The organism is Streptomyces sp. NPDC088157 (genome assembly GCF_044741545.1).
Classification (GTDB): Bacteria; Actinomycetota; Actinomycetes; order Streptomycetales; family Streptomycetaceae; genus Streptomyces.
In genome coordinates, this window is the sequence record NZ_JBIUSU010000001.1 from 860,964 (window position 1) to 881,693 (window position 20,730).

Sequence of the window (20,730 nt, forward strand, 5' to 3'; positions counted from 1 at the left end):
ATCCGTAAGGTTCGACGCTTACTTGAGCTGGTCCGCCGTGTAGTAGCCGCCCTGGACGAGCTCCTTCTCGTAGTTCGTCTTGTCGACGCTCACCGGCTGGAGCAGGTAGGCCGGGACGACCTTGGTGCCGTTGTCGTACGACTTGGTGTCGTTGATCTCGGGCTTCTTGCCGTTGAGGGAGGCGTCGACCATGTCCGTGGCGACCTGGGCGAGCTTGCGGAGGTCCTTGTAGACGGTCATCGACTGCTGACCGGCGATGATCGACTTCACGGAGGCCAGCTCGGCGTCCTGGCCGCTGATGACCGGCAGGGGCTTGTTGGCGGCGCCGTAGCCGTCCGACTTCAGCGCGGCGATGATGCCGATGGAGATGCCGTCGTAGGGCGACAGCACCGCGTCGACCTTGCCGGACTTGTACGACGAGGTGAGGATGTCCTCCATGCGCTTCTGGGCGGTGGCGCCGTCCCAGCGCAGGGTGGTGACCTGGGTGATCTTGGTCTGGCCGGACTTGACCACCAGCTTCTTGCTGTCGATGTACGGCTGGAGCACGCTCATCGCACCGTTGAAGAAGTACTTGGTGTTGTTGTCGTCGTTGGAACCGGCGAACAGTTCGATGTTGAACGGACCCTTGCCGCTCGCCAGGCCCAGCTTGTCGACGATGTAGCCGGCCTGGAGCTTGCCGACCTTCTCGTTGTCGAAGGACGCGTAGTAGTCGACGTTCTTCGTGCCGAGGATCAGGCGGTCGTAGGAGATGACCGGGATCTTGGCGTCGGCGGCCTGCTGGAGGACGTTGTTCAGGGACTTGTTGTCGATGGCGGCCACGATCAGCGCCTTGACACCCTGGGTGATCAGGTTCTCGATCTGCGAGACCTGCTGGTCGGGGTCGTCCTCGCCGAAGACCAGCTTGGTCTTGTAGCCCTTGGCCTTGAGGTCCTTCTCGACGTTGGCGCCGTCGGTGATCCAACGCTCGGAGGACTTGGTCGGCATCGCGATGCCGATCGTCCCGCCCTTGGAGTCGCCCGAGTCTGCCTTGCTGCCGCCGTCACCGGACTGCCCGCAGGCGCTCAGGGTCAGGGCGAGGGAGGCGGCTCCGGCTATGGCGGCGAGGGCGGCTCTGCGGTTACGCATGTTCATCATCCTTGATGTGTGTGGCAGGGATCGGTCTCGCGGTGCGAGGGGCGCTCCCGGAAGTGACGCCGTGAAGACCGAGAGGAGATGTGTGGGATTCTGCGCGCCTGTGTCGTCTTCTGTGAAGCAGGGTTTCCGGAACGTTATGACTGAATGTCGAACCGGTTCAGATCACCCGGCAGGCGCGAGCCCAGAGGAGCCATGTCGCCGTCGGCTCCGTGGCGCGCGAGGAGGTCGAGGGCGAGCCGTCCGCGGCGCACCCGCTCCCGTGCCGTGGAGAGGGTCAGATCCCGCAGATGGTGGCCGTAGGGGTAGATCCCCGGGGTCTTCGACAGGCCGAATTTGAGGTAGAGCGGCGCGCCGCGCCGGATCAGTTCGGCGACCTCGTACATCCGGATGTAGCCGCCGAGATCGTCGGGAGCCTCGATGTACATGTCCATGGGAGCGCCCGACACCCGGCGGATCTCGGTGAGATGATCCAGCGTCAGATCGCTGGGCACGTTGACGGAGTCCGCGCCGAGCCGCTCGTACACCGCGTACGCCGCCGGGTTGACGGGGCCGATGAGCGCCGACACCTTCAGTGTCGTGTCGGCCGGGATGAGGCCGGCCAGCCGCGCCCGGTGCAGCGTCCACAGCACGCCCTCGTCGGCGACGAGCAGGCACTTGACGCCCAACTCCGTTGCCCGGACGGCGTCTTCGACGCATCCGGCCACGGCGTCGTGACCGCGGGCGCGCAGCCCGCCGCCTCTGGAGTCGGTACGGGTCGAGGCGCCGATGTCCCAGGTGCCGCGCGGCCCGGTGAACAGGCAGAGCTCGATGTCACGCTCGCCGGTGGCGTCGACCATCTCGGTGATCTCGGCGTCCGTCAGCATCCACACGCCGCTGCCCTGGCTGATCCGGTGGATCGGCACGTCGAGGCGCGAGGCCTCCTTGAGGATGACGGCCAGCGCTTCGGGACCCTCGCACGAAGGGACCTCGGTGCGCCAGCGGCCGCCGCCCGGGAAGGAGTGGGAGGAGGCGTCGGCGGGGTCGAGGGCGGGCGCGCCCAGACCGAGCGCGGTGAGCGCCTGCTCACCGGGTCGGCGGGCCGCCGTGGCGGAAGCGTCGGTGGTCACATCTCGTCCTTCGTGTTCGATATGTCGGTCAAGGTTCGCGGCTCAGGTCGTGCGGGGTTTGGGTGTACGCCGGTGCGGGGCGGTCAGGTCGCTCCGCACCGGCGTACGGCTTGTCGGGGCCGTGCCGTGTCCGCGAGGCAGCGCCGCCTGCCCGGAGGCCGGGCGGTGCTTCTCGGACACGGCCTATGGCTTGAGCAGCACCTTGCCCACCTTCGGGTCGCCGGATCCGACCAGCTCGATCGCCTCGGAGAACTCGGCGAGCGGCAGCTCGTGCGTCACCAGCGGCAGCGGATCCAGCAGCCCGGCGCCGAACACCCGGACGGTGTGCGACCAGGCGTCCGGCGGCGCGCCGAAGACGGTGTGCACCTCCAGCTGCCGTACGACGAGGTCCGTCGGGTCGAGCCCCTCGGCGCCGGCCGCCGGGATCCCCGTCAGCACCAGCCGTCCACCGCGCCTGAGCAGCGAGGCGGCGGTACGTGCGGCGGACGCCGATCCCGCGGTCTCGATGACGACGTCGAAGTCGTCCGGCAGCTCTTCGTCCCGGGTCCGGAAGTCGGAGGCGCCGAACTGCCTGGAGAGCCCCTCCCGGTCGCGGCGCGTGCCCACGACCAGCAGCTCGGCCGGGGAGCCCGCCTTGAGGAACTGGACTGCGAACATGCCCAGGGTGCCGGTGCCGACGACGGCCACCTTCTCACCGGGCAGCGCCCGCGCCTTGATCGCGGCGGCCGCGATGCAGGCGGCCGGTTCGAGCAGGGCCGCCGCCGTGAGGTCGGCGTCGTCGGCCAGGACGTGCAGCAGCCGGGCCGGGAGGGTGAGGGTGGCGGCCATGGCCCCCGGCTGGGTGAAGCCGGTCTCCTCGTACCCGTCCGTGCACAGCGTGGTCTCGCCCGCGTGGCAGCGGTCGCAGACCTGGCAGTTGCGGAAGCCCTCACCGACGACCTTGCGGCCGACGAGCGACGAGGGGACCCCGGCGCCGACCGCCTCGACCGTCCCGGACCACTCGTGGCCGGGGGTCAGGGGGTAGCGGACGTAGCCCTCGGGCCGGTTGCCCTGGTACACCTCGCGGTCGCTGCCGCAGATGCCGGTGGCGTGCACCCGGACCAGCGCCTCGCCGGGTTCCGGCCGCCGCGGCTCGTGCGGGACGAGCCGGTGCTCGCCCGGCGCCTCGACGACGACCGCCGTGCTCACTTGTCGCTGCCCTTCGGCTTGCGCTGCTCCCAGCCCTCGGCCCAGAGGTCGAAGCGGGCCTGCTGCTGCGGGAACTCGGCGGCGGCGTCGACGTCGAGCTCGACACCGAGACCGGGCTTGTCGGAGAGGTGGAAGTAGCCGTCGATCACCTCCGGCGCGCCCTTGACGACCTTCTTGATATCCGCGTCCGCGAAGTCGTTGAAGTGCTCGAGGATCTTGAAGTTCGGGGAGGTGAACCCGACCTGGAGGGAGGCGGCGGTGAGGACCGGGCCACCGACGTTGTGCGGGGCGACGAGCACGTAGTGCGCCTCGGCGGTGGCGGCCAGCTTCCGGGTCTCCCAGATGCCGCCGATGTGGCCGACGTCCGGCTGGATGATGTCCACGGCCTGGCTCTCGAAGAGCTCGCGGAACTCGATGCGGTCGTGGATGCGCTCACCGGTGGCGACCGGGATGTCGACCTTGGCGGCGACCTTCTCCAGGGCCTTCAGGTTTTCCGGCGGGCACGGCTCCTCCAGCCACGCGGGCTTGAAGGGCGCGAGCTCGTTCGCGAGCCGGATGGCCGTGGCGGGGGAGAAGCGGCCGTGCATCTCCAGCATCAGCTCGGAGTCCGGCCCGATGGCGTCGCGCACGGCCTCGATGAGGGAGACGGCGTACAGGGTCTGCTGGTGGTCCAGCTCGAAGTGCCCGGTGCCGAAGGGGTCGATCTTGAGCGCCTTGTAGCCGCGCTCCATGACTCCCTTGGCGGCCTTGTGGTAGGCCTCCGGGGTCCGCTCGGTGGTGTACCAGCCGTTTGCGTAGGCCTTGACCTTGTCGGTGACCTTGCCGCCGAGGAGCTGCCAGACGGGCACGCCCAGAGCCTTGCCCTTGATGTCCCAGCAGGCCATCTCGACCACGGCGATGCCCGACATCACGATCTCGCCGGCCCGCCCGTAGTCGCCGTACTTCATGCGGCGCACGAGGTCCTCGACAGCGAACGGGTCGGAGCCGAGAATGTGGTTGGCCTCGGCCTCCTTCAGGTAGCCGATCAGCGCGTCGGTGTGCCCCAGCATGCGGGTCTCTCCGACACCCGTGATGCCCTCGTCGGTGTGCACCAGGACGTAGGTCAGGTTGCGCCACGGCGTCCCGACCACGTGTGTGCTGATTCCGGTGATGCGCACGGAAGTTACCCTTCGGCTGTTCGAGATTTCGTCACATGTTCGAAATGCTGGGCAGACAGTAAAGACCGGGCGAGGGGAGTGTCAATGGGTCGAACAGGTAACGGTTTCGACGGTTTCGATGCTCCTTTCGAAACTTGGGCAGCGGCGGTGTGGGCCAGGTCACTTAAGTTACCGCGCCGGTATGGCCGGTTTCCCACACAACTTTCACAGGTGAACCCGGGTGTGTGACCGTCCTGGAACTTAGTCTTCCCGCGTCATGGACTACTGCCACCCGTGCCGACGGCACCTCAACGGCGCCCTCGCCTGCCCGGGGTGCGGCGCGCCTGCCCCGCAGCTACGCGCGTATCCGCCCGCGACGTACGAGCCGGAGGCGTACCCGCCGGAGCCGTACGAGCCGGAGCCGGAGCCGTACGCGTCGGCGCACGAGACGCCCGACAACGCGGGCCACGGCGGTGGCGATGAGCGCGACGATCGCGACGATTACGCCCATTACGGTGATTACGGCGACCGCGGCGCTCACGGCGATCAGGGCGGCCGCGGCGCTCACGATGATCACGGCGATGACGATGATCATGAGGGCCACGATGATCGCGAAGGCGGGAGCGTCGAGCCGCAGGGGCGGGCCGCACGCCGCCGAGAGCAGGGCCGGGGCGATCGGCGGGGTCCCAAGGGCGCGGCCTCCGCACCGGACGCGAGCCGTCGCGACCGCAAGGCCTCCGTCCACCGCAGGCGCCGCAAGCGTGTGGTGCTGATCTCCGTCGGCTTCGCCCTGGCGGCGGCCGGCCTGAGCCTGGCCGAACTCGGCGTGGACGCGCCGGGGTTCGGCTCCCCGCGCAACCCGGCGGCGGCCGGGGGAGAGTCGTCCGAGGTCGACGGGTCGGCAGCGGAGCCGAGCGCGTCCGCGCAGCCGCTGGACGACCGGACGGGCACGGGTGGGGACAAGGCCTCGTCCTCCCCGAGCCCCTCGGCCTCTCCGTCGGCGTCGCCGTCGGAGTCCCCGACGGACGGGACGGCCACGCCCGCCCCGGACAAGGAAGCCCAGTCGGCCCCCCTCCCCGGCTCCTCGGGGCCTGCCTCCGGATCGACCCCGTCGGGCTCGGGCTCCACGCCGACCGCCGACCCGACGCCGACGGGGGCATCCCCGGCCCCGTCTCCGTCGGAGACGTGCGAGCGCTTCCTGTGGTGGTGCTCGTAGCGCTCCGGGGAGGGCCCGCACGCACCGTCCGAGAGGCCGGGCGCGCGGACACCGGGTGAGCCGTCGGAAGGGCGCCGGCCCGGCTGGACGGTCCGTCCAGGGAGATGTGTCGAACGTCCCGCGATCGCGCATGCCGCCCGGCGCCGGCCCGGATTCGGCGTGCCCCCGCCGCGGAGGCCGTCGACGGGCCGCCGCGCGGTGAGGTGCCCCGGGCCCGCCTTCAAGCCCCTGACCAGGGGCGATGCGTCACCGTGACCAAGCGCGTAATGCAATCGTGACGAGCTTCCCGTGCAACCCTCTTGACCGCCATGAATTGTTAGCGCTCACAATGACCTCCGCATTCACCAGTCAGTGACCGACGTCAGCACGGGGGAGATTCGAGCGTCGTGCCCGTTGTGTCCCAATTAGCCCTTTCCGTCAGTGCCGTTGAGCCTGCCGGGATTCCGGAGTGAAGCCGGCGGCGAGAAGCCGACCGCCCACATCACACGACTTATCCGCAGACCAGCGCCAGGGAGGTGCGGACGTGACACACACTCAGCTCCGGCCGCCCACCATGGCCGACGTGGCCCGCCTGGCCGGCGTCTCGCACCAGACCGTGTCCCGCGTGCTGGGGGATCACCCCAACGTGCGGGACGCGACCCGGGCCAGGGTCCTGCGTGCGATCGAGGAGATGGGTTATCGCCGCAACTTCTCCGCACGGGCCCTGGCGACCCGGCGCACCCGGACACTGGGTGTCGTCGCCTCCGACACGACCCTCTACGGACCGGCCAGCACGCTGTTCGCGCTGGAGGAGGCGGCGCGTGCCGAGGGCTATCTCGTCTCGACGGTCAGCCTGCGCGAACTGACCATGGACAAGCTCTCCGAGGCCCTGGACCACCTCAGTGAGGGCGGGGTGGAGGGAGTGGTCGCCATCGCCCCGCAGCGCTCGGCGGTGGACGCTCTCGCCGAACTCCGCCATCCGTTCCCGGTGGTGGTCGCCGGCGGCGGGTCGGGCATGGACATCCCCGGTGTCGGTGTGGACCAGCACCTGGGGGCGCGGCTCGCGACCGGTCACCTGCTGGCCGCCGGCCACCGCAACGTCTGGCACCTCGCCGGGCCCGAGGACTGGCAGGAGGCGGCCGACCGGGCCGCCGGCTGGCGGGCGACCCTCGAGGCGGCGGGCGTCGAGCCGCCCATGCTGCTGCGCGGGGACTGGAGTCCGCTGTCGGGCTACCGTGCGGGCCAGGAACTGGCCGGCTGGGTGGGCCGGGGGCTGACCGCCGTCTTCGTCGCCAACGACCAGATGGCGCTGGGGGTGTTGCGGGCCCTGCGCGAGGCGGGCGTCCGGACTCCCCAGGACGTGGCGGTGGTCGGCTTCGACGACATCCCCGAGTCGGAGTTCTTCGCCCCGCCGCTCACCACCGTGCGGCAGGACTTCGCGACGGTGGGCAAGCGGGGCATCGCTCTGCTCCTGGAAATGATCGAGGGCCGGCCACCCGCCGCCCCGCCCCGGATCGCCGTCGAACCCCAACTCGTCGTACGCGCAAGTACTTTCCCCTCCGCCGCTCAACCGGAGGGCGTGCCCCTCTGACGGACCGGTCGGACGCCTTGACCGGCAGTGTGGCCGAAATGCCGAACAGTGATCGACAGGCTGGACGCAGCGCGGCCGGTCCCATCGAGTACCAGCAGGTCCATCCCCGGGCCGGCTCTTCAAAGGAGAAGAACATGCTCAGCAGAAGAAACTTCCTCACCGCGGCGGTCGGCGTGGCGGCGGCGGGCGGCCTGGCGGCCTGCGCCAAGGAGGACGACAACGCGGCCGGCAGCTCCTCCGGGGACGGCGGCAAGGCGCTCACGCTCGGCTTCTCCCAGGTCGGCTCGGAGAGCGGCTGGCGCAGCGCCAACACGGACTCGGTGAAGGCGGCCGCCAAGGAGGCGGGCTACACCCTCAAGTTCTCCGACGCCCAGCAGAAGCAGGAGAACCAGATCTCCGCGATCCGCAGCTACATCACCCAGGGAGTGGACGTCATCGCCTTCTCCCCGGTGGTCGTCACCGGCTGGGACGCGGTGCTGAAGGAGGCCAAGGCCAAGAAGATCCCGGTGGTCCTCACCGACCGCTCCGTCGAGACCTCCGACGAGTCCCTGTACGTCACGCTGGTCGGCTCCGACTTCACCGACGAGGGCCGCCGCGCGGCCGCCATCCTCGAGAAGGTCCTGGCGAAGGCCGGCCACAAGGGCGCGGTGAAGATCGCCCAGCTGGAGGGCACCACCGGCGCCGCCCCGGCGATCGAGCGCGCCAAGGGCTTCAAGGAGGTCATGGACGCCAAGCACGCGGCCGACTGGAAGGTCGTCGTCAGCCAGACCGGTGACTTCACCCGCGCCGGAGGCAAGCAGGTCATGGCGGCCTTCCTGCAGTCCAACCCGGACATCAACGTCCTCTTCGCGCACAACGACGACATGGCCATCGGCGCCATCCAGTCCATCGAGGCGGCGGGCAAGAAGCCCGGCAAGGACATCCTGATCGTCTCGATCGACGGCGTGAAGGACGGCTTCGTGGCCATGTCCGAGGGCAAGATCAACGCCATCGTCGAGTGCAACCCGCTGCTCGGCCCCCAGCTGATGGACGTCGTGAAGAAGGTCAAGAACGGCGAGACGGTCGAGCGCTGGATCAAGACCAAGGAGGGCGACTTCATGCAGGACCAGGCCGCGGCCGCGCTCCCGAGCCGCAAGTACTGACCGACGCACCCACCGGCAGGGAGCCTCCGGCCGACCGAGCCATCGGTCCCGGGGCTCCCTGCGGGCCTGAACGAATCTCAATGAGGAGCGCTGCCATGGCAGAGCCACGGCCCGTCCTGGAAATGACGGGCATAGTCAAGGAGTTTCCGGGGGTACGGGCTCTGTCGGATGTCGACTTCCGGCTCTTCCCCGGGGAGATCCACGCCCTGATGGGCGAGAACGGCGCGGGCAAGTCCACCCTCATCAAGGTGCTCACGGGGGTGCACACCCTGGACGGCGGCACGGTCACGCTGGACGGCGAATCCGTGCGCATCGCCAGCCCGTTGCAGGCACAGCAGGCCGGCATCAGCACCGTCTACCAGGAGGTCAACCTCTGCCCCAACCTGTCGGTGGCGGAGAACATCTTCATCGGGCGTGAACCGACCCGCATGGGCCGCATCCAGTGGAAGCAGCTGCGGCGGGAGGCGGCGGAGCTGGTGGACCGGCTCGGACTCGACATCGACGTCACCGCCCCCCTGTCCTCGTACCCACTGGCCGTGCAGCAACTGGTCGCGATCGTGCGGTCGTTGGGCACCGGCGGCAGCGAGGGCGAAGGACCGGCCGCCAAGGTGCTGATCCTCGACGAGCCGACCTCCAGCCTCGACCGGGACGAGGTCCTCCAACTCTTCGCCCTGATGCGGCGGTTGAAGGACGAGGGCGTCGCGATCTTGTTCGTCTCGCACTTCCTGGACCAGATCTACGAGGTCTGCGACCGGATGACCGTACTGCGCAACGGCGCCCTCGTCGGTGAGCACATGGTGAGCGACCTCGACCAGGTCGGCCTCGTCCAGCTCATGCTCGGCAAGGCCATGGGCCAGCTGGACGAGCTCCACGAGCACCAGCTGCACTCCGACGCGGGCGAGACGCTGCTCGAGGCGGACGGCCTCGGCAGGACCGGCGGCATCGCCCCGTTCGACCTCAAGATCAAGAAGGGCGAGGTGATCGGGCTCGCCGGCCTGCTCGGATCGGGCCGCACCGAACTCGCCCGGCTGCTCTTCGGCGCCGACCAGCCGGACACCGGCAAGGTGTCCATCGGCGGCAGGCAGGTCTCGATGAGCGCCCCGAACGACGCGATCGGCGCCGGTGTCGCCTTCTGCTCCGAGAACCGCAAGAGCGAGGGCCTGGTGCCCGATCTGACGGTGCGCGAGAACATCATCCTTGCCCTGCAGGCCTCGCGCGGCTGGACCCGGCCCATTCCGGCCGCCCAGCGCGACGAACTCGTCGCCAAGTACATCAAGGCGCTGGACATCCGCCCCGCGAACCCCGAGGCCAGGGTGGGCCAGCTCAGCGGCGGCAACCAGCAGAAGGTGCTGCTGGCCCGCTGGCTGATCACCCAGCCGAAGCTGCTGATCCTGGACGAGCCGACGCGCGGCATCGACATCGGCGCGAAGGCGGAGATCCAGAAACTCGTCGTCTCACTCTCCGAGGACGGCATGTCCGTGCTGTACATCGCGGCCGAGCTGGAGGAGGTACTCCGGCTCAGCCACACCATCGGAGTACTGCGCGACCGCCGGCTGGTGGCGCAGATCACCAACGGACCCGAGATCACCACGACCCGGATCCTGGAGACCATCGCGAGCGGAGAGCACCAGTGACCACCTCTTCCCGATGGCGAGCGCTGACCCACCACCACCTGTTCTGGCCGGTAGCGGTCCTGGTCCTCCTGCTGCTCGTCAACGTTCCCTTCACCCCCGACTTCTTCTCCATCCGGATGGCGGACGGCCACCTCTACGGCAGCCTCGTCTCGATCGTGCTGTTCGGATCGCCCCTCATCCTGGTGGCGGTCGGCATGACCCTGGTCATCGCGACCGGCGGCATCGACCTCTCCGTCGGCGCCGTGGTCGCCATCACCGGGGCGCTGGCCTGCTCGTACATCAGTGACCAGGCCGACCAGGGCGCCCTGTCCGGGGTGCTGCTCGCCATGGGCCTGGGCCTGGTCGCCGCGGTCGTCTGCGGCCTGTGGAACGGCTTCCTGGTCGCCAGGATGGGCATCCAGCCGATCATCGCCACCCTGATCATCATGGTCGCCGGACGCGGTGTCGCCCAGCTGATCACCGACGGCCAGATCATCACCATCAACAGCGAGCCGTACAAGCTGATCGGCGGCGGCTACTGGCTGACCCTGCCGTTCTCCATCTTCGTGGTGGCCGCGGTCGTGGCCGTCACGGTGGTGCTGACCCGCCGCACGGCTCTCGGCCTGCTGGTCGAGGCGGTCGGCGGCAACGCGGAGGCCAGCCGCCTGGTGGGCATCAGGTCCCGGCGCATCAAGATCATGGTCTACGCGTTCTGCGCGCTGTGCGCGGGCATCGCCGGCCTGATGATCAGCTCCAACACCTCGGCCGCGGACGGCAACAACGCGGGCCTGTGGATCGAACTCGACGCGATCCTCGCCGTGGTGATCGGCGGCACCTCGCTCCTGGGCGGACGGTTCTCCGTCGGCGGCACGGTGGTCGGCGCCCTCGTCATCCAGACCCTGACCACCACGATCTACACCATCGGCGTACCGACCCAGACCAACCTGGTCTTCAAGGCCGCCGTCGTCATCGTCGTCTGCCTGCTCCAGTCCCCGAAGTTCCGCGCCAAGGTGTTCGGTGCCAAATTCGCCGCCGGGTTCGCCGCGAAGGGAAGCGCCAAGCCGGGCGCGACCCCGGCCGACCCCGCCGCGGCGACCGAGGCCGCACCCAAGATGGAGGTGTCGTGATGAGCGCGACCACCCAGAGCCCCACGGCCTCCAAAAGCCGTACCCCGTCCAAGGCCGCGCGGCTGCTCGGCGACCGGCGGCTGCCCGTCGTGGTGACGGCCCTGCTCTTCCTCGTGATGTACCTCGTGGGTCTGAGCCGGTACCAGAACTACGGGTTCGGCGAACCGCAGGTCTTCCTGAACCTGTTCATCGACAACGGCTATCTGCTGGTCGCCGCCGTCGGTGTCACCTTCGTCATCCTGTCCGGCGGGATCGACCTGTCCGTCGGTTCGATGATCGGCTTCACGACGATGTTCACGGCCTGGCTGGTGGAGCGCCAGGGGCTGCCGATCCTGGTGGTGATCCCGATGGCGCTGGCCGTGGGCGCCTTCGGCGGCTTCCTGATGGGCTATGTGATCCACAACTTCGAGATCCAGCCCTTCATCGTGACTCTCGCCGGCCTGTTCCTCTTCCGCGGTCTGTGCCTGGTCATCAGCAAGGAGTCGATCTCCATCAGCGACTCCTCGGTGAGCAGCATGGCCCAGGCGCAGGTGTCGCTGGGGGCGGGTTTCCTGTCGATCGGCGCGATCGTCTCGCTGGTCGTCCTCGCCGTGGCGTTCTACGTCCTGCACTACACCCGCTTCGGACGCCGGGTGTACGCCATCGGCGGCAACGAGCAGTCGGCCATGCTGATGGGTCTCCCGCAGGGCGGCACGAAGATCGCCGTGTACACCGTGAGCGGGTTCTGCTCGGCGCTGGCCGGACTGCTCTTCACCCTGTACATCCAGTCCGGTGACCCGCTTCACGCGACCGGTATGGAACTCGACGCGATCGCCGCGGTCGTCATCGGCGGCACGCTGCTGACGGGTGGCTCCGGGTATGTGCTGGGCACGCTGTTCGGCGTGCTCGTGCTGGGCCTGATCAAGAGCATCATCCAGTTCGAGGGCACGCTCAGCTCCTGGTGGACGAAGATCGCCACGGGTGTGCTGCTGTGCACGTTCATCCTGGTCCAGCGCTTCATGACGACCCGCAAGAAGACCTGAGCCGCAGGCGACGCGCCCGGCCGGAGCCGGGTGGCGTCGGCAGGCCGTTCCCGGCGGGGCCGAGGCCGTTCCGGGATGCGCCGAGGCCGTTCCGGGACGCCGTCGTCAGGGCGTCCCGGGCGGGCAGTCCGTCTTGAAGACGGTCCAGACCGTCTTGCCGACGACGTGTTCCGTGATGCCGAAGTCGTCGGCCACGTGGCGCGCCAGATGGAGGCCCCGCCCCGAGCAGGCGTCGGGGGTCGAGGGGCCCGCTGGCACCGGACGGTCACCGGTGTCGCGCACGGCGAGGCGGAGCACGGGGCCGTCCAGGGTGAGGCTCACGCAGTACTGCCTGCCGGGGGGCACTCCGTGCAGCAGGGCGTTCGTGGCGAGTTCCGACACGCACAGCGCTATGTCGTCCAGCCGGTCCACGCAGCCCCAGTCGTTCAGCACCTGGCGGACGAAGACGCGGGCGGCCCGTACGGAGGCGCGCGAGCGGGGGAAACGACGTTGCCGTGACAAGGGCACGGGGGCCACCTCCGGTGGTTCTGGGGCGTCCTGCTGCGGAACCTTACTGTTATTCGCGAAAGGTAACAAGGCAGGGAAGGGTGGCTGAGGGTGGCTGAGGGTGGCGGTTGGCCGATGGGTCAAGTCGCCTACCGTGTAGGGCGGCAGGGTCGAAGGAACGGTCGGCCGTACAGGAGGAGTCGTGGGTGCGAGCGGATGGGTCAGCACATCGTTGCCGTATCTGACGCCACGGGGGACCGGGCAGGGCGACGCCTGGGCCGCCGAGGCCGCGGCACAGGGGCGGCGCGGCACCCAGCGCATCGTGCACGCCGGTGAGGTGCCCGCCCCCGCCGACGTGGCGGCGCTGCTCGGCGTCCCCGAAGGCGAGCCGGTCGTCGTGCGCCGGCGCCTGATCCTCCTCGACGACGAGCCCAGCGAGCTGACCGACACGTACTACCCGACCGCCATAGCCGGGGGCACCCGTCTCGCCGGGACCGCCAAGATCCCCGGCGGAGCCCTCACCCTGCTCGCCGAACTCGGCCACGTCGGCGTCCTCGTGCGCGAGGACGTGACGGCCGGGATGCCCGACGAGCAGGAGCGCCAGGCCCTGCGGACCGCCCCCGAGGAACCGGTCCTGCGGCTCGTCCGGCTCACGCTGGACCACGACGACCGGCCGATCCAGGTCGACCGTATGGTGATGCCTGCCCTACGGCAGAGGCTGCGCTACCAGATCAGGATCGGATGACCGTGCCCAAGGCAGACCCGGAAGCCGTCGACCGCCGCTCCCTCCATGAGCGCATCGCGGCCGATCTGCGCGACGACATCATGAGCGGAGAGCTCGCCCCCGGCGCCAACCTGCCCACCACCGCCCAGCTCAAGGACCGCTTCGAGGCGTCGAGCGCCACGGTCCAGAAGGCCCTGCGGCTGCTCAAGGACGAGTGTCTGGTGGTCGGCAGGGCAGGCGCCGCCGTCACGGTCCGCGAGCACCGCCAGCGCACCGTCCGGCCGGCCGCGCTGATGGTGCCGGGCAGCCCCGGATCGCCCTACCGGTGGCTCACCGAGGCGGCCAAACACGGCACGCACGCCCGTACCCGGCTGCTCGACGTGACGGAGAGCCGGCCGCCCGCCGACGTCCGTGCCGTCCTGGGTCTCCCGGCGGACGGCACTGCGCTGCTGCGCGCCCAGATCCTCCTCGTCGACGACGAACCCGCCGAACTGGTCGAGGCCTACTACCCGCTGGACATCGCCCGGGGCACGGCCCTGGCCGAGCGCCGCAGGATCAGGGGCGGGGCCGCCGCCCTGCTGACCGAACTGGGCCACCCGCCGCGCCGCAGCACGGACCGGGTCTCCGCCCGGGTCCCCACCCAGGCCCAGTATCAGGCCCTGCACCTCACCAGCGGCCTGCCGGTCCTGCGCACCCTGCGCGTGATCCACGGCGACGGCGGCCGTCCCGTCGAGGTGACCGTGATGGTGAAGGCGGGCCATCTCTACGAGCTGCAGTACGAGTTCGCGGGCGAAGAGGCGGGAGGAGCATGATCGTGCTCGCCCTGACGGGGCTCCTGGTGCTCGTCCTCGGCGGCTGTGCCTGTGTCTGGTGGGCGGCGCGAGGCGGCCCGCGCTGGGCACGCGCCGTGGCCGTCGTGACCCTCGCGGCGGGCGAACTGGTCCGGGCGGCGAACCGCACGGACCGCACGGGCGGCAAGTCCGGTTCGGACGACTGAGCCGCAGGGGCGCACGAGCAGCCCCGAGCGGGGCCGGGCGCGTCGGACTCGTGCCGGGCGGGGGCAGGCGTGGTCGGGCGGAGGCGGGCGTGGTCGGGCCCGGCGGGGTCAGGTTCCGAGTTCCCCCGTGCCCAGCATCCGCTGCAGCAGCCCCCGCAGCACCATCCGCTCCTCCTCCGCCAGCCCCGCCAGCGGCTCCCGCGCGAACCGCAGCGACTCGCGCAGCCCCTTGGCGATCCGCCGGCCCTCGACCGTGGCCGCCGCCAGCTTCACCCGTCGGTCGGCCGGGTCGGGACGCCGCTCGACCAGACCGCGGGACTCCAGTCGGTCGACGATGCCGGTCACGTTGGACGGCTCGCACTTCAGCTTCTGTGCCAGCTTCCGCATCGGCAGCGGCTCCAGCGAGAGCAGGCTCAGCAGCCGGGCCTGCGCGCCGGTGAGGGCGTGACCTGCGGCGGCTTCCTCGTAGTCCTCGTAGTAGCGGGCCACGACCTCGCCGATCAGACCGACGACCTCCAGGGTCAGGGCATCGGGGAGAGGAGCCGGATGTGAGGTGGGCATGGATGCAGGGTACCCCGTTACTTGACATCCTGAAATATTCAGGAGCATGGTTGTTTCAGGTAGTGAAGCATTTGCGAGCGTTGAAAGGCAGTCTCCCCATGACCGACTCGGCCCTCCCCACCACCAGCCGCGAATGGCGTCTGCTCAGCCGTCCCGTCGGCTGGCCGAAGCCCGAGGACTTCGAGCTGGCCGAGGCGGAGATCCGGCAGCCCGGCCCGGGTGAGGTGCTGGTGCGCAACGCGTATGTCTCCGTCGACCCCTACATGCGCGGCCGGATGAGCGCCGCCAAGTCGTACGTGGCCCCCTTCGAGCTGGGCAAGGCCATGCAGGGCGGGGCCGTCGGCGAGGTCGTCGCCTCCGGCGCCGAGGGCATCTCCGTCGGCGATCACGTCCTGCACTTCGGCGGCTGGCGCGAGTACGCCACCTTCGACGCCAAGCAGGCCGTCAAGGTCGACCCCGAGGCCGCGCCCCTCTCCACCTACCTCGGCGTCCTCGGGATGACCGGCCTGACCGCCTACGCCGGCCTGCTGCGCACCGGCTCCTTCAAGGAGGGCGACTCCGTCTTCGTGTCCGGCGCGGCCGGCGCCGTCGGCAGCCAGGTGGGCCAGATCGCCCGGCTCAAGGGCGCCTCCCGGGTCATCGGCTCGGCCGGCTCCGACGAGAAGGTCAAGCTCCTCGTCGAGGAGTACGGCTTCGACGCCGCCTTCAACTACAAGAACGGGCCCGTGGCCGCGCAGCTCCGCGAGGCCGCCCCCGACGGTGTCGACGTCTACTTCGACAACGTCGGCGGCGACCACCTCGAGGCGGCCATCGGCTCGCTCAACGAGAAGGGCCGCATCGTGATCTGCGGCATGATCTCCGTCTACAACAACACCGAGCCGGCCCCCGGCCCGAAGAACCTCGCCCGCCTCATCCAGACCCGCGGCCGCATCGAGGGCTTCCTGGTCGGCGACCACTACGACCTCCAGCAGGAGTTCGTCCAGGAGGTCGGCGCCTGGGTCCGCTCCGGCGAGCTGAAGTACCGCGAGACGGTCGTCGAGGGCATCGAGAACAACCTGGAGGCGTTCCTCGGGGTCCTGCGCGGCGACAACACCGGAAAGATGATCGTCAAGCTCTGACATCCGGTCCGTGACGCCGCCCTGAACAGGTCGCCGTCCACGACGAGGCCGCACCCCTGGACGCGGGGTGCGGCCTTCGCTGCCTCGTCGGCCGGCTCTTCGGCGGTCTCGTCAGCCGGCAGTCAGTGCCGCGCGGTGCACCGCGCCCGCCAGCCGGTCGTTCTCCGGCGCGGACCCGCCCGGGAAGGCGAACCGGCGCCGGGTGTAGCCGTAGGCGAGCCCGCTGCGCGGATCCGCGAACGCCTGGCAGCCGCTTGCTCCGCTGTGCCCGAACGCCCCGGCGCCCAGGAACGGGTGCCAGGTGTCCGCGGTCGCCTGGAAGCCCAGTCCGTACGACTTGTGCGAGCGGGCCACCACGTCGTACCCCACGGACTGCAGCTGTCCGAACTCCGCGGCCGTGTCCTCCTTCAGCAGCGGCGCCTTCCCGCCGACCTCGCTGATCGCCGCCGCGTACAGACCGGCCAGCCCGCGCGCCGAGGCCACCCCGCCCACCGAGGCCGGCCCCCTGGCGCGGATCAGCGGGTCGTTCGGCAGGAGTTCCAGGTCGGTCGGCTCGGTGGCGTGCCGGTTGAAGGCGACGGCGGCGAGCGTGTGCGGCCCGCTGGGCAGGGAGTCCAGCAGCGCCCGCTGCTCGGCGGTCGGCGCCATCGGCTGCGCGGTGCGGAAGCGCGGCTCGTGCGCCGCCGGCAGTCCCAGGAAGAAGTCCAGCCCGTACGGGACGCGCGCCCGTTCCTCGTACACCTCCTGCAGCGTACGGCCGGTGGCCCGCCGCACGACCTCGCCGGTGAGCGCCCCGATGACGAGCGCGTGGTAGCCGAAGGCGGTGCCGGGACGCCAGAACGGCCGCTGGTCGGCGAGGCGTTCGGCGATCTGCCGGTCGTCGGCCAGCTCCTGCGGTGAGAACCCGCTGTCCGTGCCGATCACCCCGGCCCGGTGCGCGAGCAGTTCGCGCAGGGTCAGCGCGCCCTTGCCCTCGGCCGCGAACTCCGGCCAGTAGTAGGTGACCTTGCGGTCCAGTTCCAGGGTGCCCTCCTGGACGAGGAGGGCGACCACCAGGTGGGCGGCGCCCTTGGTCGAGGAGTAGACGCCGTAGAGGGAGCCGGGTCCGGCGTCGTCGCCGGACACCCACAGGTCGACGACCCGCCGGCCGTGCACATGCGCACACAACTGGCCTTCGTAGTCGAACTCTTCCTCCGCCACGAACGCGGCGAACTCCTCACGAACCGCTTCGTATCCGTCGGCTACGGTGCCGTGGATCTCCCTCGTCATCCGAGTCAATCGAGTCATCCGCTCTCCTCAACCAGCCCACTGCTTGCGCGTGCCGACAAGTCCCTCACGCTCGGCCTCACCCCGTACCACGCCCTCACGCCGAAGCGCCTCCCCCGGGTCTGCCCGGATCGTTGCTTCCGTAGATCGGTACGGCGAGGTGTACCCGTTCGACTCAACTGCGGCGAGGAGGTGTTGGTGTCACCGATACCCCGGATGGCCTATGAGGGTCGTCGGAAGAGCTCCGCGGCGGGGTCCGCGGCCCCGGGCCGTGAAATGTGCACGACCGATAGAGTTCGGCCATGCGCGATCTTGGGCTGGGGTTCACGTACCTCCTGAAGGGCCAGCGGTGGGTGGCCCGGCACGGCAAGCAGTACGGGTTCGGGCTGGTTCCCGGCCTGATCACGCTCGTCCTCTACGCGGCGGCCCTGGTGGCGCTCGCCGTGTGGGGCGAGGACTTCGTGGGATGGTCGACGCCGTTCGCCGACCACTGGTCGGGCACCTGGCGCGGTCTGTTCCGGGGCTTCCTCGTCGCCGTGCTGTTCGCCCTCGGCCTGCTGCTCGCCGTCCTCACCTTCACCGCGGTCACCCTGCTCATCGGGCAGCCCTTCTACGAGAGCCTCTCCGAGAAGGTCGACCGGGACGTCTCGCCCGACGGCACGGCACCCGAGTCCGGACTGCCGCTCTGGCGCGAACTGTGGATCTCCGCCCGCGACAGCCTCCGTATCCTCTGCCGCGCGCTGCTGTGGGCCGTGCTGCTGTTCGCCCTCGGGTTCATCCCGGTCGTCGGGCAGACGGTGGTCCCGGTGATCGGGTTCTTCGTCACCGGCTTCTTCCTCACCGAGGAACTCGCCGCCGTCGCCCTCCAGCGCCGGGACGTCGACCTGCGTGCCCGCCTCGCCCTGTTCCGCTCCCGCAAGACCCTGATCTGGGGTTTCGGCACCCCCCTGGGTCTGGCCTTCCTGGTGCCCGTCGTCGCGGTGTTCCTGATGCCGGGCGCGGTCGCGGGCGCCACGATGCTCGCCCGTGACCTGCTCGGCGAGGAGATCTCCGAGGGCGACGAGGGCGACGACGGCGAGGGCGGAGACGAGGGAGACGGCCCCGGCGGGGCCCGCGCGCCCGAGGGACAGAACGCCACGCCCTGACCGGGCTGCCCACCCCCGCTCCTCCTCGCTCCGGCTCCCGTCTCCGCGCCCGCCTCCGCTCCTCCTCGCCCCCGCTCCTCCTCTTCACCGCCCGCGCGGGGCTACTTCCCCGCCGCCACACCCAGGATCGCGCGGACCTGGGCGACGATGTCCAGCCGGTTGCGCACGAACTCCGGATCGCTGACCGTGCCGGTGGCGGGATCGGTGTTGCCGGTCCCGAACTGGAGGACCGGCGTGTGCACATGCCCGCCCGGCAGGCTGTCGTGCAGACCCAGCCGGTCGCGCAGCAGGGTGGCCCGGTAGGCGATCTCGTTGGACAGGTAGTTCCCGCCGCCCCCGGCCCGTGCGGTCGACCCGGCCGTCGGCCCGTCCGGCCGTACGACGGGTTCGGTGCCTCCAGCCGGGATCTCGGTGACGCTCGTGTTGTCGTAGACCGGGAACCGGCCCGTGTCCGCCGCCACGATCGCGGCGTACGGCAGGGTCGTGGTCGTCCACTGCGGCTGCGAGGCGGGGTCGGCGACCGGGACCGTCTCCGTCCGGCCGATGTTCTCGTTGTCGGGGAAGCCGCCGCGCCAGGCCCCGTTGACGCGCTCCACGTCGAAGCGGCCGACACGGCCCTGGCTGACGGTGGTGAACAGGTCGACGTGCGGCAGATACGGCCGCAGGGCGCGTTCCACCGACCCGTCCGCGAAGTCCCGCCAGCGCACCGGGAACACGGCGGTCTCCACCCGTGCCGGGCCGTCCGCGGTCCGGATCACCGTGCCGTCGAGAGCGAGCGCGGTCGCCCCGGAGGGGTTGGAGATCCGGATGTCCCGGTCCAGGGTGAACGGGTCGAAGCCGGTGACCAGAACACGCTTGAGCCCCTTGTCGTGCCGCGGGTATCGAATGTCGGTCAGCCCGCGTGAGGTGCGCTCCAACTCGTCCAGCAGGGCTCCCCGTTGACTGTCGGTGACCGTGAAGGCGGGCTCCCAGGCGCGCACTTCGGCCGTCAAGCCGAGGCGTGCCCAGTACAGCGGCCGGTCGTCGTCCCGGCTGAGGTCCCCGCCGGCGGGCCCGCGCCCCTGGGCCCGGTCCACCGCCCGCCGCCACAGGGCCGCGCCCTCACGGGTGACGACCCGACGGGCCTGCGCGTAGGAGTGCGAGGCCTCCAGCAGCCGGGCGAGCCGCGGAGCCACCGCGTCGAACCCGGACCGGCCGAGGATCTCCTGAGGAACGGCCTGGGTCAGCCGCTGTTCCTCGACGGTCGGCGTGAGCGTGGGCGTGGGCACGGTCCCGGCCGCGGTGGCGGTGGCGGCCGTGGGGGAGGAGAGCCCGGCCAGCAGGGCCAGACCAAGGACGCCGACGCGAACTCGTATGGGATGCACGGGGGATGAGGTCCTTCCGTCGCTGTGGGGGAGAGCGTGGAGGTGGGACGGCGGAAGTATCCCGTGACGGAAGTGGTCCACGCCATGCCGCCGCCCACGGCCCGCCCGCAGGGCCGCGTGACGGAGAGGCCGCGCTTCAGGCCGACGGGCCGGGGTCGTCCTCGCCCAGCAGCCGCAGGAAGTCGCGGAACGCCCCGGGCATGTCCACCGAGTCGGGGTCCAGCAGCCACTGGTACTGCAGCCCGTCCATCACCGCCACCAGCAGCGGGGCCGCGCGCTCCGGGGTGAGGCCGTTCGGGAGGCGGTCGCCGTACTCGGTGCGCAGGACCGCCGTCATGCTCTCCCTCACCTGGGTGTACCGCTCGGTGAAGTACGCCCGCGCCGGATGCCCCTCCGTGACGCTCTCGCCGAGCAACGCCGAGAAGGTCTGGATGATGCCCGGCCGCATCGCGTTGTACTCGACGAGCGAGGCCAACAGATCCATCCGCCACCGGGTGTCCGGTACGGCGTCCCACTGGTCGCGCTCCTGGAGCACCGCCACCAGCAGCGCCTCCTTCGTCGGGAAGTGGTGCAACAGCCCCTGCTGGGTCAGCCCGACCCGCTCGGCGACCGCGGCCAGACTCGCGCCCCGGTAACCGCGTTCGGCGATCACCCCCAGCGCCGCCCGCACGATCTCGGCCCGCCGCTCCTCGCTCCTGGTTCTGGCGCTCATGCCGTCACGGTACGGCATTCGGACGCTTGAATATAACGGCCACATAACGAAACCTACCGCTCTACAGGTAAACCGTGCACGATGGAGGCGTTGCACCGGCACT

At 70.4% G+C, this 20,730-nt stretch carries 21 protein-coding genes; 11 read left to right on the forward strand and 10 right to left on the reverse strand.

Going from position 1 to position 20,730, the window contains the following annotated elements; all coding sequences use genetic code 11:
- Positions 1-18: 18 nt before the first annotated feature.
- The 5 genes from chvE to ACIPFH_RS03600 all read right to left on the reverse strand — a co-directional run bounded on the left by chvE (position 19) and on the right by ACIPFH_RS03600 (position 5,159).
- The gene (chvE, locus tag ACIPFH_RS03580) at positions 19-1,125 is read right to left on the reverse strand and encodes a multiple monosaccharide ABC transporter substrate-binding protein (RefSeq protein WP_401822680.1); all 1,107 of its coding nucleotides are present in this window, start codon (positions 1,123-1,125) and stop codon (positions 19-21) included.
- 143 nt (positions 1,126-1,268) lie between these two features.
- Positions 1,269-2,240: a hypothetical protein gene (locus ACIPFH_RS03585; RefSeq protein WP_401822682.1), complete on the reverse strand. Its 972-nt coding sequence runs from the start codon at positions 2,238-2,240 to the stop codon at positions 1,269-1,271.
- 183 nt (positions 2,241-2,423) lie between these two features.
- The gene (locus tag ACIPFH_RS03590) at positions 2,424-3,428 is read right to left on the reverse strand and encodes a zinc-binding dehydrogenase (RefSeq protein WP_401822683.1); all 1,005 of its coding nucleotides are present in this window, start codon (positions 3,426-3,428) and stop codon (positions 2,424-2,426) included.
- Positions 3,425-4,585: a mandelate racemase/muconate lactonizing enzyme family protein gene (locus ACIPFH_RS03595; RefSeq protein WP_401822685.1), complete on the reverse strand. Its 1,161-nt coding sequence runs from the start codon at positions 4,583-4,585 to the stop codon at positions 3,425-3,427. Before ACIPFH_RS03595 ends, ACIPFH_RS03590 begins: the two co-directional genes overlap by 4 nt.
- A 334-nt stretch (positions 4,586-4,919) precedes the next feature.
- On the reverse strand, positions 4,920-5,159 hold the full coding sequence (locus ACIPFH_RS03600; protein ID WP_401822686.1) for a hypothetical protein: 240 nt from the start codon (positions 5,157-5,159) through the stop codon (positions 4,920-4,922).
- A 168-nt stretch (positions 5,160-5,327) separates the two neighbouring features.
- Here ACIPFH_RS03600 and ACIPFH_RS03605 point away from each other — a divergent pair, with 168 nt between their 5' ends.
- The 6 genes from ACIPFH_RS03605 (at position 5,328) to yjfF (ending at position 12,254) form a co-directional block, all read left to right on the forward strand.
- Complete coding sequence (locus tag ACIPFH_RS03605; protein ID WP_401822687.1) at positions 5,328-5,780, forward strand: hypothetical protein; 453 nt, start codon at positions 5,328-5,330, stop codon at positions 5,778-5,780.
- A gap of 523 nt (positions 5,781-6,303) precedes the next feature.
- Positions 6,304-7,350 carry a LacI family DNA-binding transcriptional regulator gene (locus tag ACIPFH_RS03610; RefSeq protein WP_401822689.1) on the forward strand — a complete coding sequence of 349 codons (1,047 nt, stop codon included), beginning with the start codon at positions 6,304-6,306 and terminating at the stop codon, positions 7,348-7,350.
- 134 nt (positions 7,351-7,484) lie between these two features.
- Positions 7,485-8,492 (forward strand): ABC transporter substrate-binding protein, encoded by a 1,008-nt coding sequence (locus tag ACIPFH_RS03615; RefSeq protein WP_356247683.1) that lies wholly within the window; start codon positions 7,485-7,487, stop codon positions 8,490-8,492.
- Positions 8,493-8,587: 95 nt separating this feature from the next.
- A complete protein-coding gene (locus ACIPFH_RS03620) occupies positions 8,588-10,126 on the forward strand; it encodes a sugar ABC transporter ATP-binding protein (RefSeq protein WP_401822691.1) in 1,539 nt (512 codons plus the stop codon).
- A complete protein-coding gene (locus tag ACIPFH_RS03625) occupies positions 10,123-11,232 on the forward strand; it encodes an ABC transporter permease (RefSeq protein ID WP_401822693.1) in 1,110 nt (369 codons plus the stop codon). Before ACIPFH_RS03620 ends, ACIPFH_RS03625 begins: the two co-directional genes overlap by 4 nt.
- Entirely contained in the window at positions 11,232-12,254 is a 1,023-nt protein-coding gene (gene yjfF, locus ACIPFH_RS03630; protein ID WP_356247677.1) for a galactofuranose ABC transporter, permease protein YjfF, read from the forward strand. The genes ACIPFH_RS03625 and yjfF overlap by 1 nt, the downstream gene beginning before the upstream one ends.
- Positions 12,255-12,359: 105 nt before the next feature.
- On the opposite strand, the gene ACIPFH_RS03635 is transcribed toward yjfF, so the two are convergent.
- Positions 12,360-12,761: an ATP-binding protein gene (locus ACIPFH_RS03635; protein WP_401822695.1), complete on the reverse strand. Its 402-nt coding sequence runs from the start codon at positions 12,759-12,761 to the stop codon at positions 12,360-12,362.
- Between the two features lie 181 nt (positions 12,762-12,942).
- Between ACIPFH_RS03635 and ACIPFH_RS03640 the strand changes: the two genes are divergently transcribed.
- Genes ACIPFH_RS03640 through ACIPFH_RS03650 form a run of 3 tightly spaced genes read left to right on the forward strand, consistent with a single transcriptional unit; the run spans position 12,943 to position 14,461 of the window.
- Entirely contained in the window at positions 12,943-13,485 is a 543-nt protein-coding gene (locus tag ACIPFH_RS03640) for a UTRA domain-containing protein (RefSeq protein WP_401822697.1), read from the forward strand.
- Positions 13,482-14,276, forward strand: a complete 795-nt coding sequence (locus ACIPFH_RS03645; protein WP_401822700.1) for a GntR family transcriptional regulator — start codon at positions 13,482-13,484, stop codon at positions 14,274-14,276. Before ACIPFH_RS03640 ends, ACIPFH_RS03645 begins: the two co-directional genes overlap by 4 nt.
- A complete protein-coding gene (locus ACIPFH_RS03650; RefSeq protein ID WP_401822701.1) occupies positions 14,273-14,461 on the forward strand; it encodes a hypothetical protein in 189 nt (62 codons plus the stop codon). The genes ACIPFH_RS03645 and ACIPFH_RS03650 overlap by 4 nt, the downstream gene beginning before the upstream one ends.
- A 108-nt stretch (positions 14,462-14,569) precedes the next feature.
- Here ACIPFH_RS03650 and ACIPFH_RS03655 read toward each other — a convergent pair whose 3' ends face one another.
- Positions 14,570-15,022: a MarR family winged helix-turn-helix transcriptional regulator gene (locus ACIPFH_RS03655; RefSeq protein ID WP_401822702.1), complete on the reverse strand. Its 453-nt coding sequence runs from the start codon at positions 15,020-15,022 to the stop codon at positions 14,570-14,572.
- Between the two features lie 98 nt (positions 15,023-15,120).
- On the opposite strand from ACIPFH_RS03655, the gene ACIPFH_RS03660 reads away from it, so the two are divergent.
- The gene (locus tag ACIPFH_RS03660; protein WP_401822704.1) at positions 15,121-16,140 is read left to right on the forward strand and encodes an NADP-dependent oxidoreductase; all 1,020 of its coding nucleotides are present in this window, start codon (positions 15,121-15,123) and stop codon (positions 16,138-16,140) included.
- A 111-nt stretch (positions 16,141-16,251) separates the two neighbouring features.
- Here the strand turns inward: ACIPFH_RS03660 and ACIPFH_RS03665 are convergent, their stop codons facing one another.
- Entirely contained in the window at positions 16,252-17,409 is a 1,158-nt protein-coding gene (locus ACIPFH_RS03665) for a serine hydrolase domain-containing protein (RefSeq protein ID WP_401823735.1), read from the reverse strand.
- A gap of 299 nt (positions 17,410-17,708) precedes the next feature.
- Here ACIPFH_RS03665 and ACIPFH_RS03670 point away from each other — a divergent pair, with 299 nt between their 5' ends.
- On the forward strand, positions 17,709-18,551 hold the full coding sequence (locus tag ACIPFH_RS03670) for an EI24 domain-containing protein (RefSeq protein WP_401822706.1): 843 nt from the start codon (positions 17,709-17,711) through the stop codon (positions 18,549-18,551).
- Between the two features lie 101 nt (positions 18,552-18,652).
- Here the strand turns inward: ACIPFH_RS03670 and ACIPFH_RS03675 are convergent, their stop codons facing one another.
- Together ACIPFH_RS03675 and ACIPFH_RS03680 are read right to left on the reverse strand one after the other, a co-directional pair.
- A complete protein-coding gene (locus tag ACIPFH_RS03675) occupies positions 18,653-19,915 on the reverse strand; it encodes a pyroglutamyl peptidase (RefSeq protein ID WP_401822707.1) in 1,263 nt (420 codons plus the stop codon).
- A 136-nt stretch (positions 19,916-20,051) separates the two neighbouring features.
- Positions 20,052-20,645, reverse strand: a complete 594-nt coding sequence (locus ACIPFH_RS03680; RefSeq protein WP_401822709.1) for a TetR/AcrR family transcriptional regulator — start codon at positions 20,643-20,645, stop codon at positions 20,052-20,054.
- Between the last annotated feature and the right edge of the window lie 85 nt (positions 20,646-20,730).

What these genes read in the sequence shown, in the direction of transcription:
- chvE (WP_401822680.1), bottom strand. Translation starts at nt 1,125, where the DNA reads ATGCGTAACCGCAGAGCCGCCCTCGCCGCCATAGCCGGAGCCGCCTCC.
- ACIPFH_RS03600 (WP_401822686.1), bottom strand. Translation starts at nt 5,159, where the DNA reads ATGATCATCGTCATCGCCGTGATCATCGTGAGCGCCGCGGCCGCCCTG.
- ACIPFH_RS03615 (WP_356247683.1), top strand. Translation starts at nt 7,485, where the DNA reads ATGCTCAGCAGAAGAAACTTCCTCACCGCGGCGGTCGGCGTGGCGGCG.
- ACIPFH_RS03620 (WP_401822691.1), top strand. Translation starts at nt 8,588, where the DNA reads ATGGCAGAGCCACGGCCCGTCCTGGAAATGACGGGCATAGTCAAGGAG.
- yjfF (WP_356247677.1), top strand. Translation starts at nt 11,232, where the DNA reads ATGAGCGCGACCACCCAGAGCCCCACGGCCTCCAAAAGCCGTACCCCG.
- ACIPFH_RS03645 (WP_401822700.1), top strand. Translation starts at nt 13,482, where the DNA reads ATGACCGTGCCCAAGGCAGACCCGGAAGCCGTCGACCGCCGCTCCCTC.
- ACIPFH_RS03650 (WP_401822701.1), top strand. Translation starts at nt 14,273, where the DNA reads ATGATCGTGCTCGCCCTGACGGGGCTCCTGGTGCTCGTCCTCGGCGGC.
- ACIPFH_RS03655 (WP_401822702.1), bottom strand. Translation starts at nt 15,022, where the DNA reads ATGCCCACCTCACATCCGGCTCCTCTCCCCGATGCCCTGACCCTGGAG.
- ACIPFH_RS03660 (WP_401822704.1), top strand. Translation starts at nt 15,121, where the DNA reads ATGACCGACTCGGCCCTCCCCACCACCAGCCGCGAATGGCGTCTGCTC.
- ACIPFH_RS03665 (WP_401823735.1), bottom strand. Translation starts at nt 17,409, where the DNA reads ATGACGAGGGAGATCCACGGCACCGTAGCCGACGGATACGAAGCGGTT.
- ACIPFH_RS03670 (WP_401822706.1), top strand. Translation starts at nt 17,709, where the DNA reads ATGCGCGATCTTGGGCTGGGGTTCACGTACCTCCTGAAGGGCCAGCGG.
- ACIPFH_RS03680 (WP_401822709.1), bottom strand. Translation starts at nt 20,645, where the DNA reads ATGCCGTACCGTGACGGCATGAGCGCCAGAACCAGGAGCGAGGAGCGG.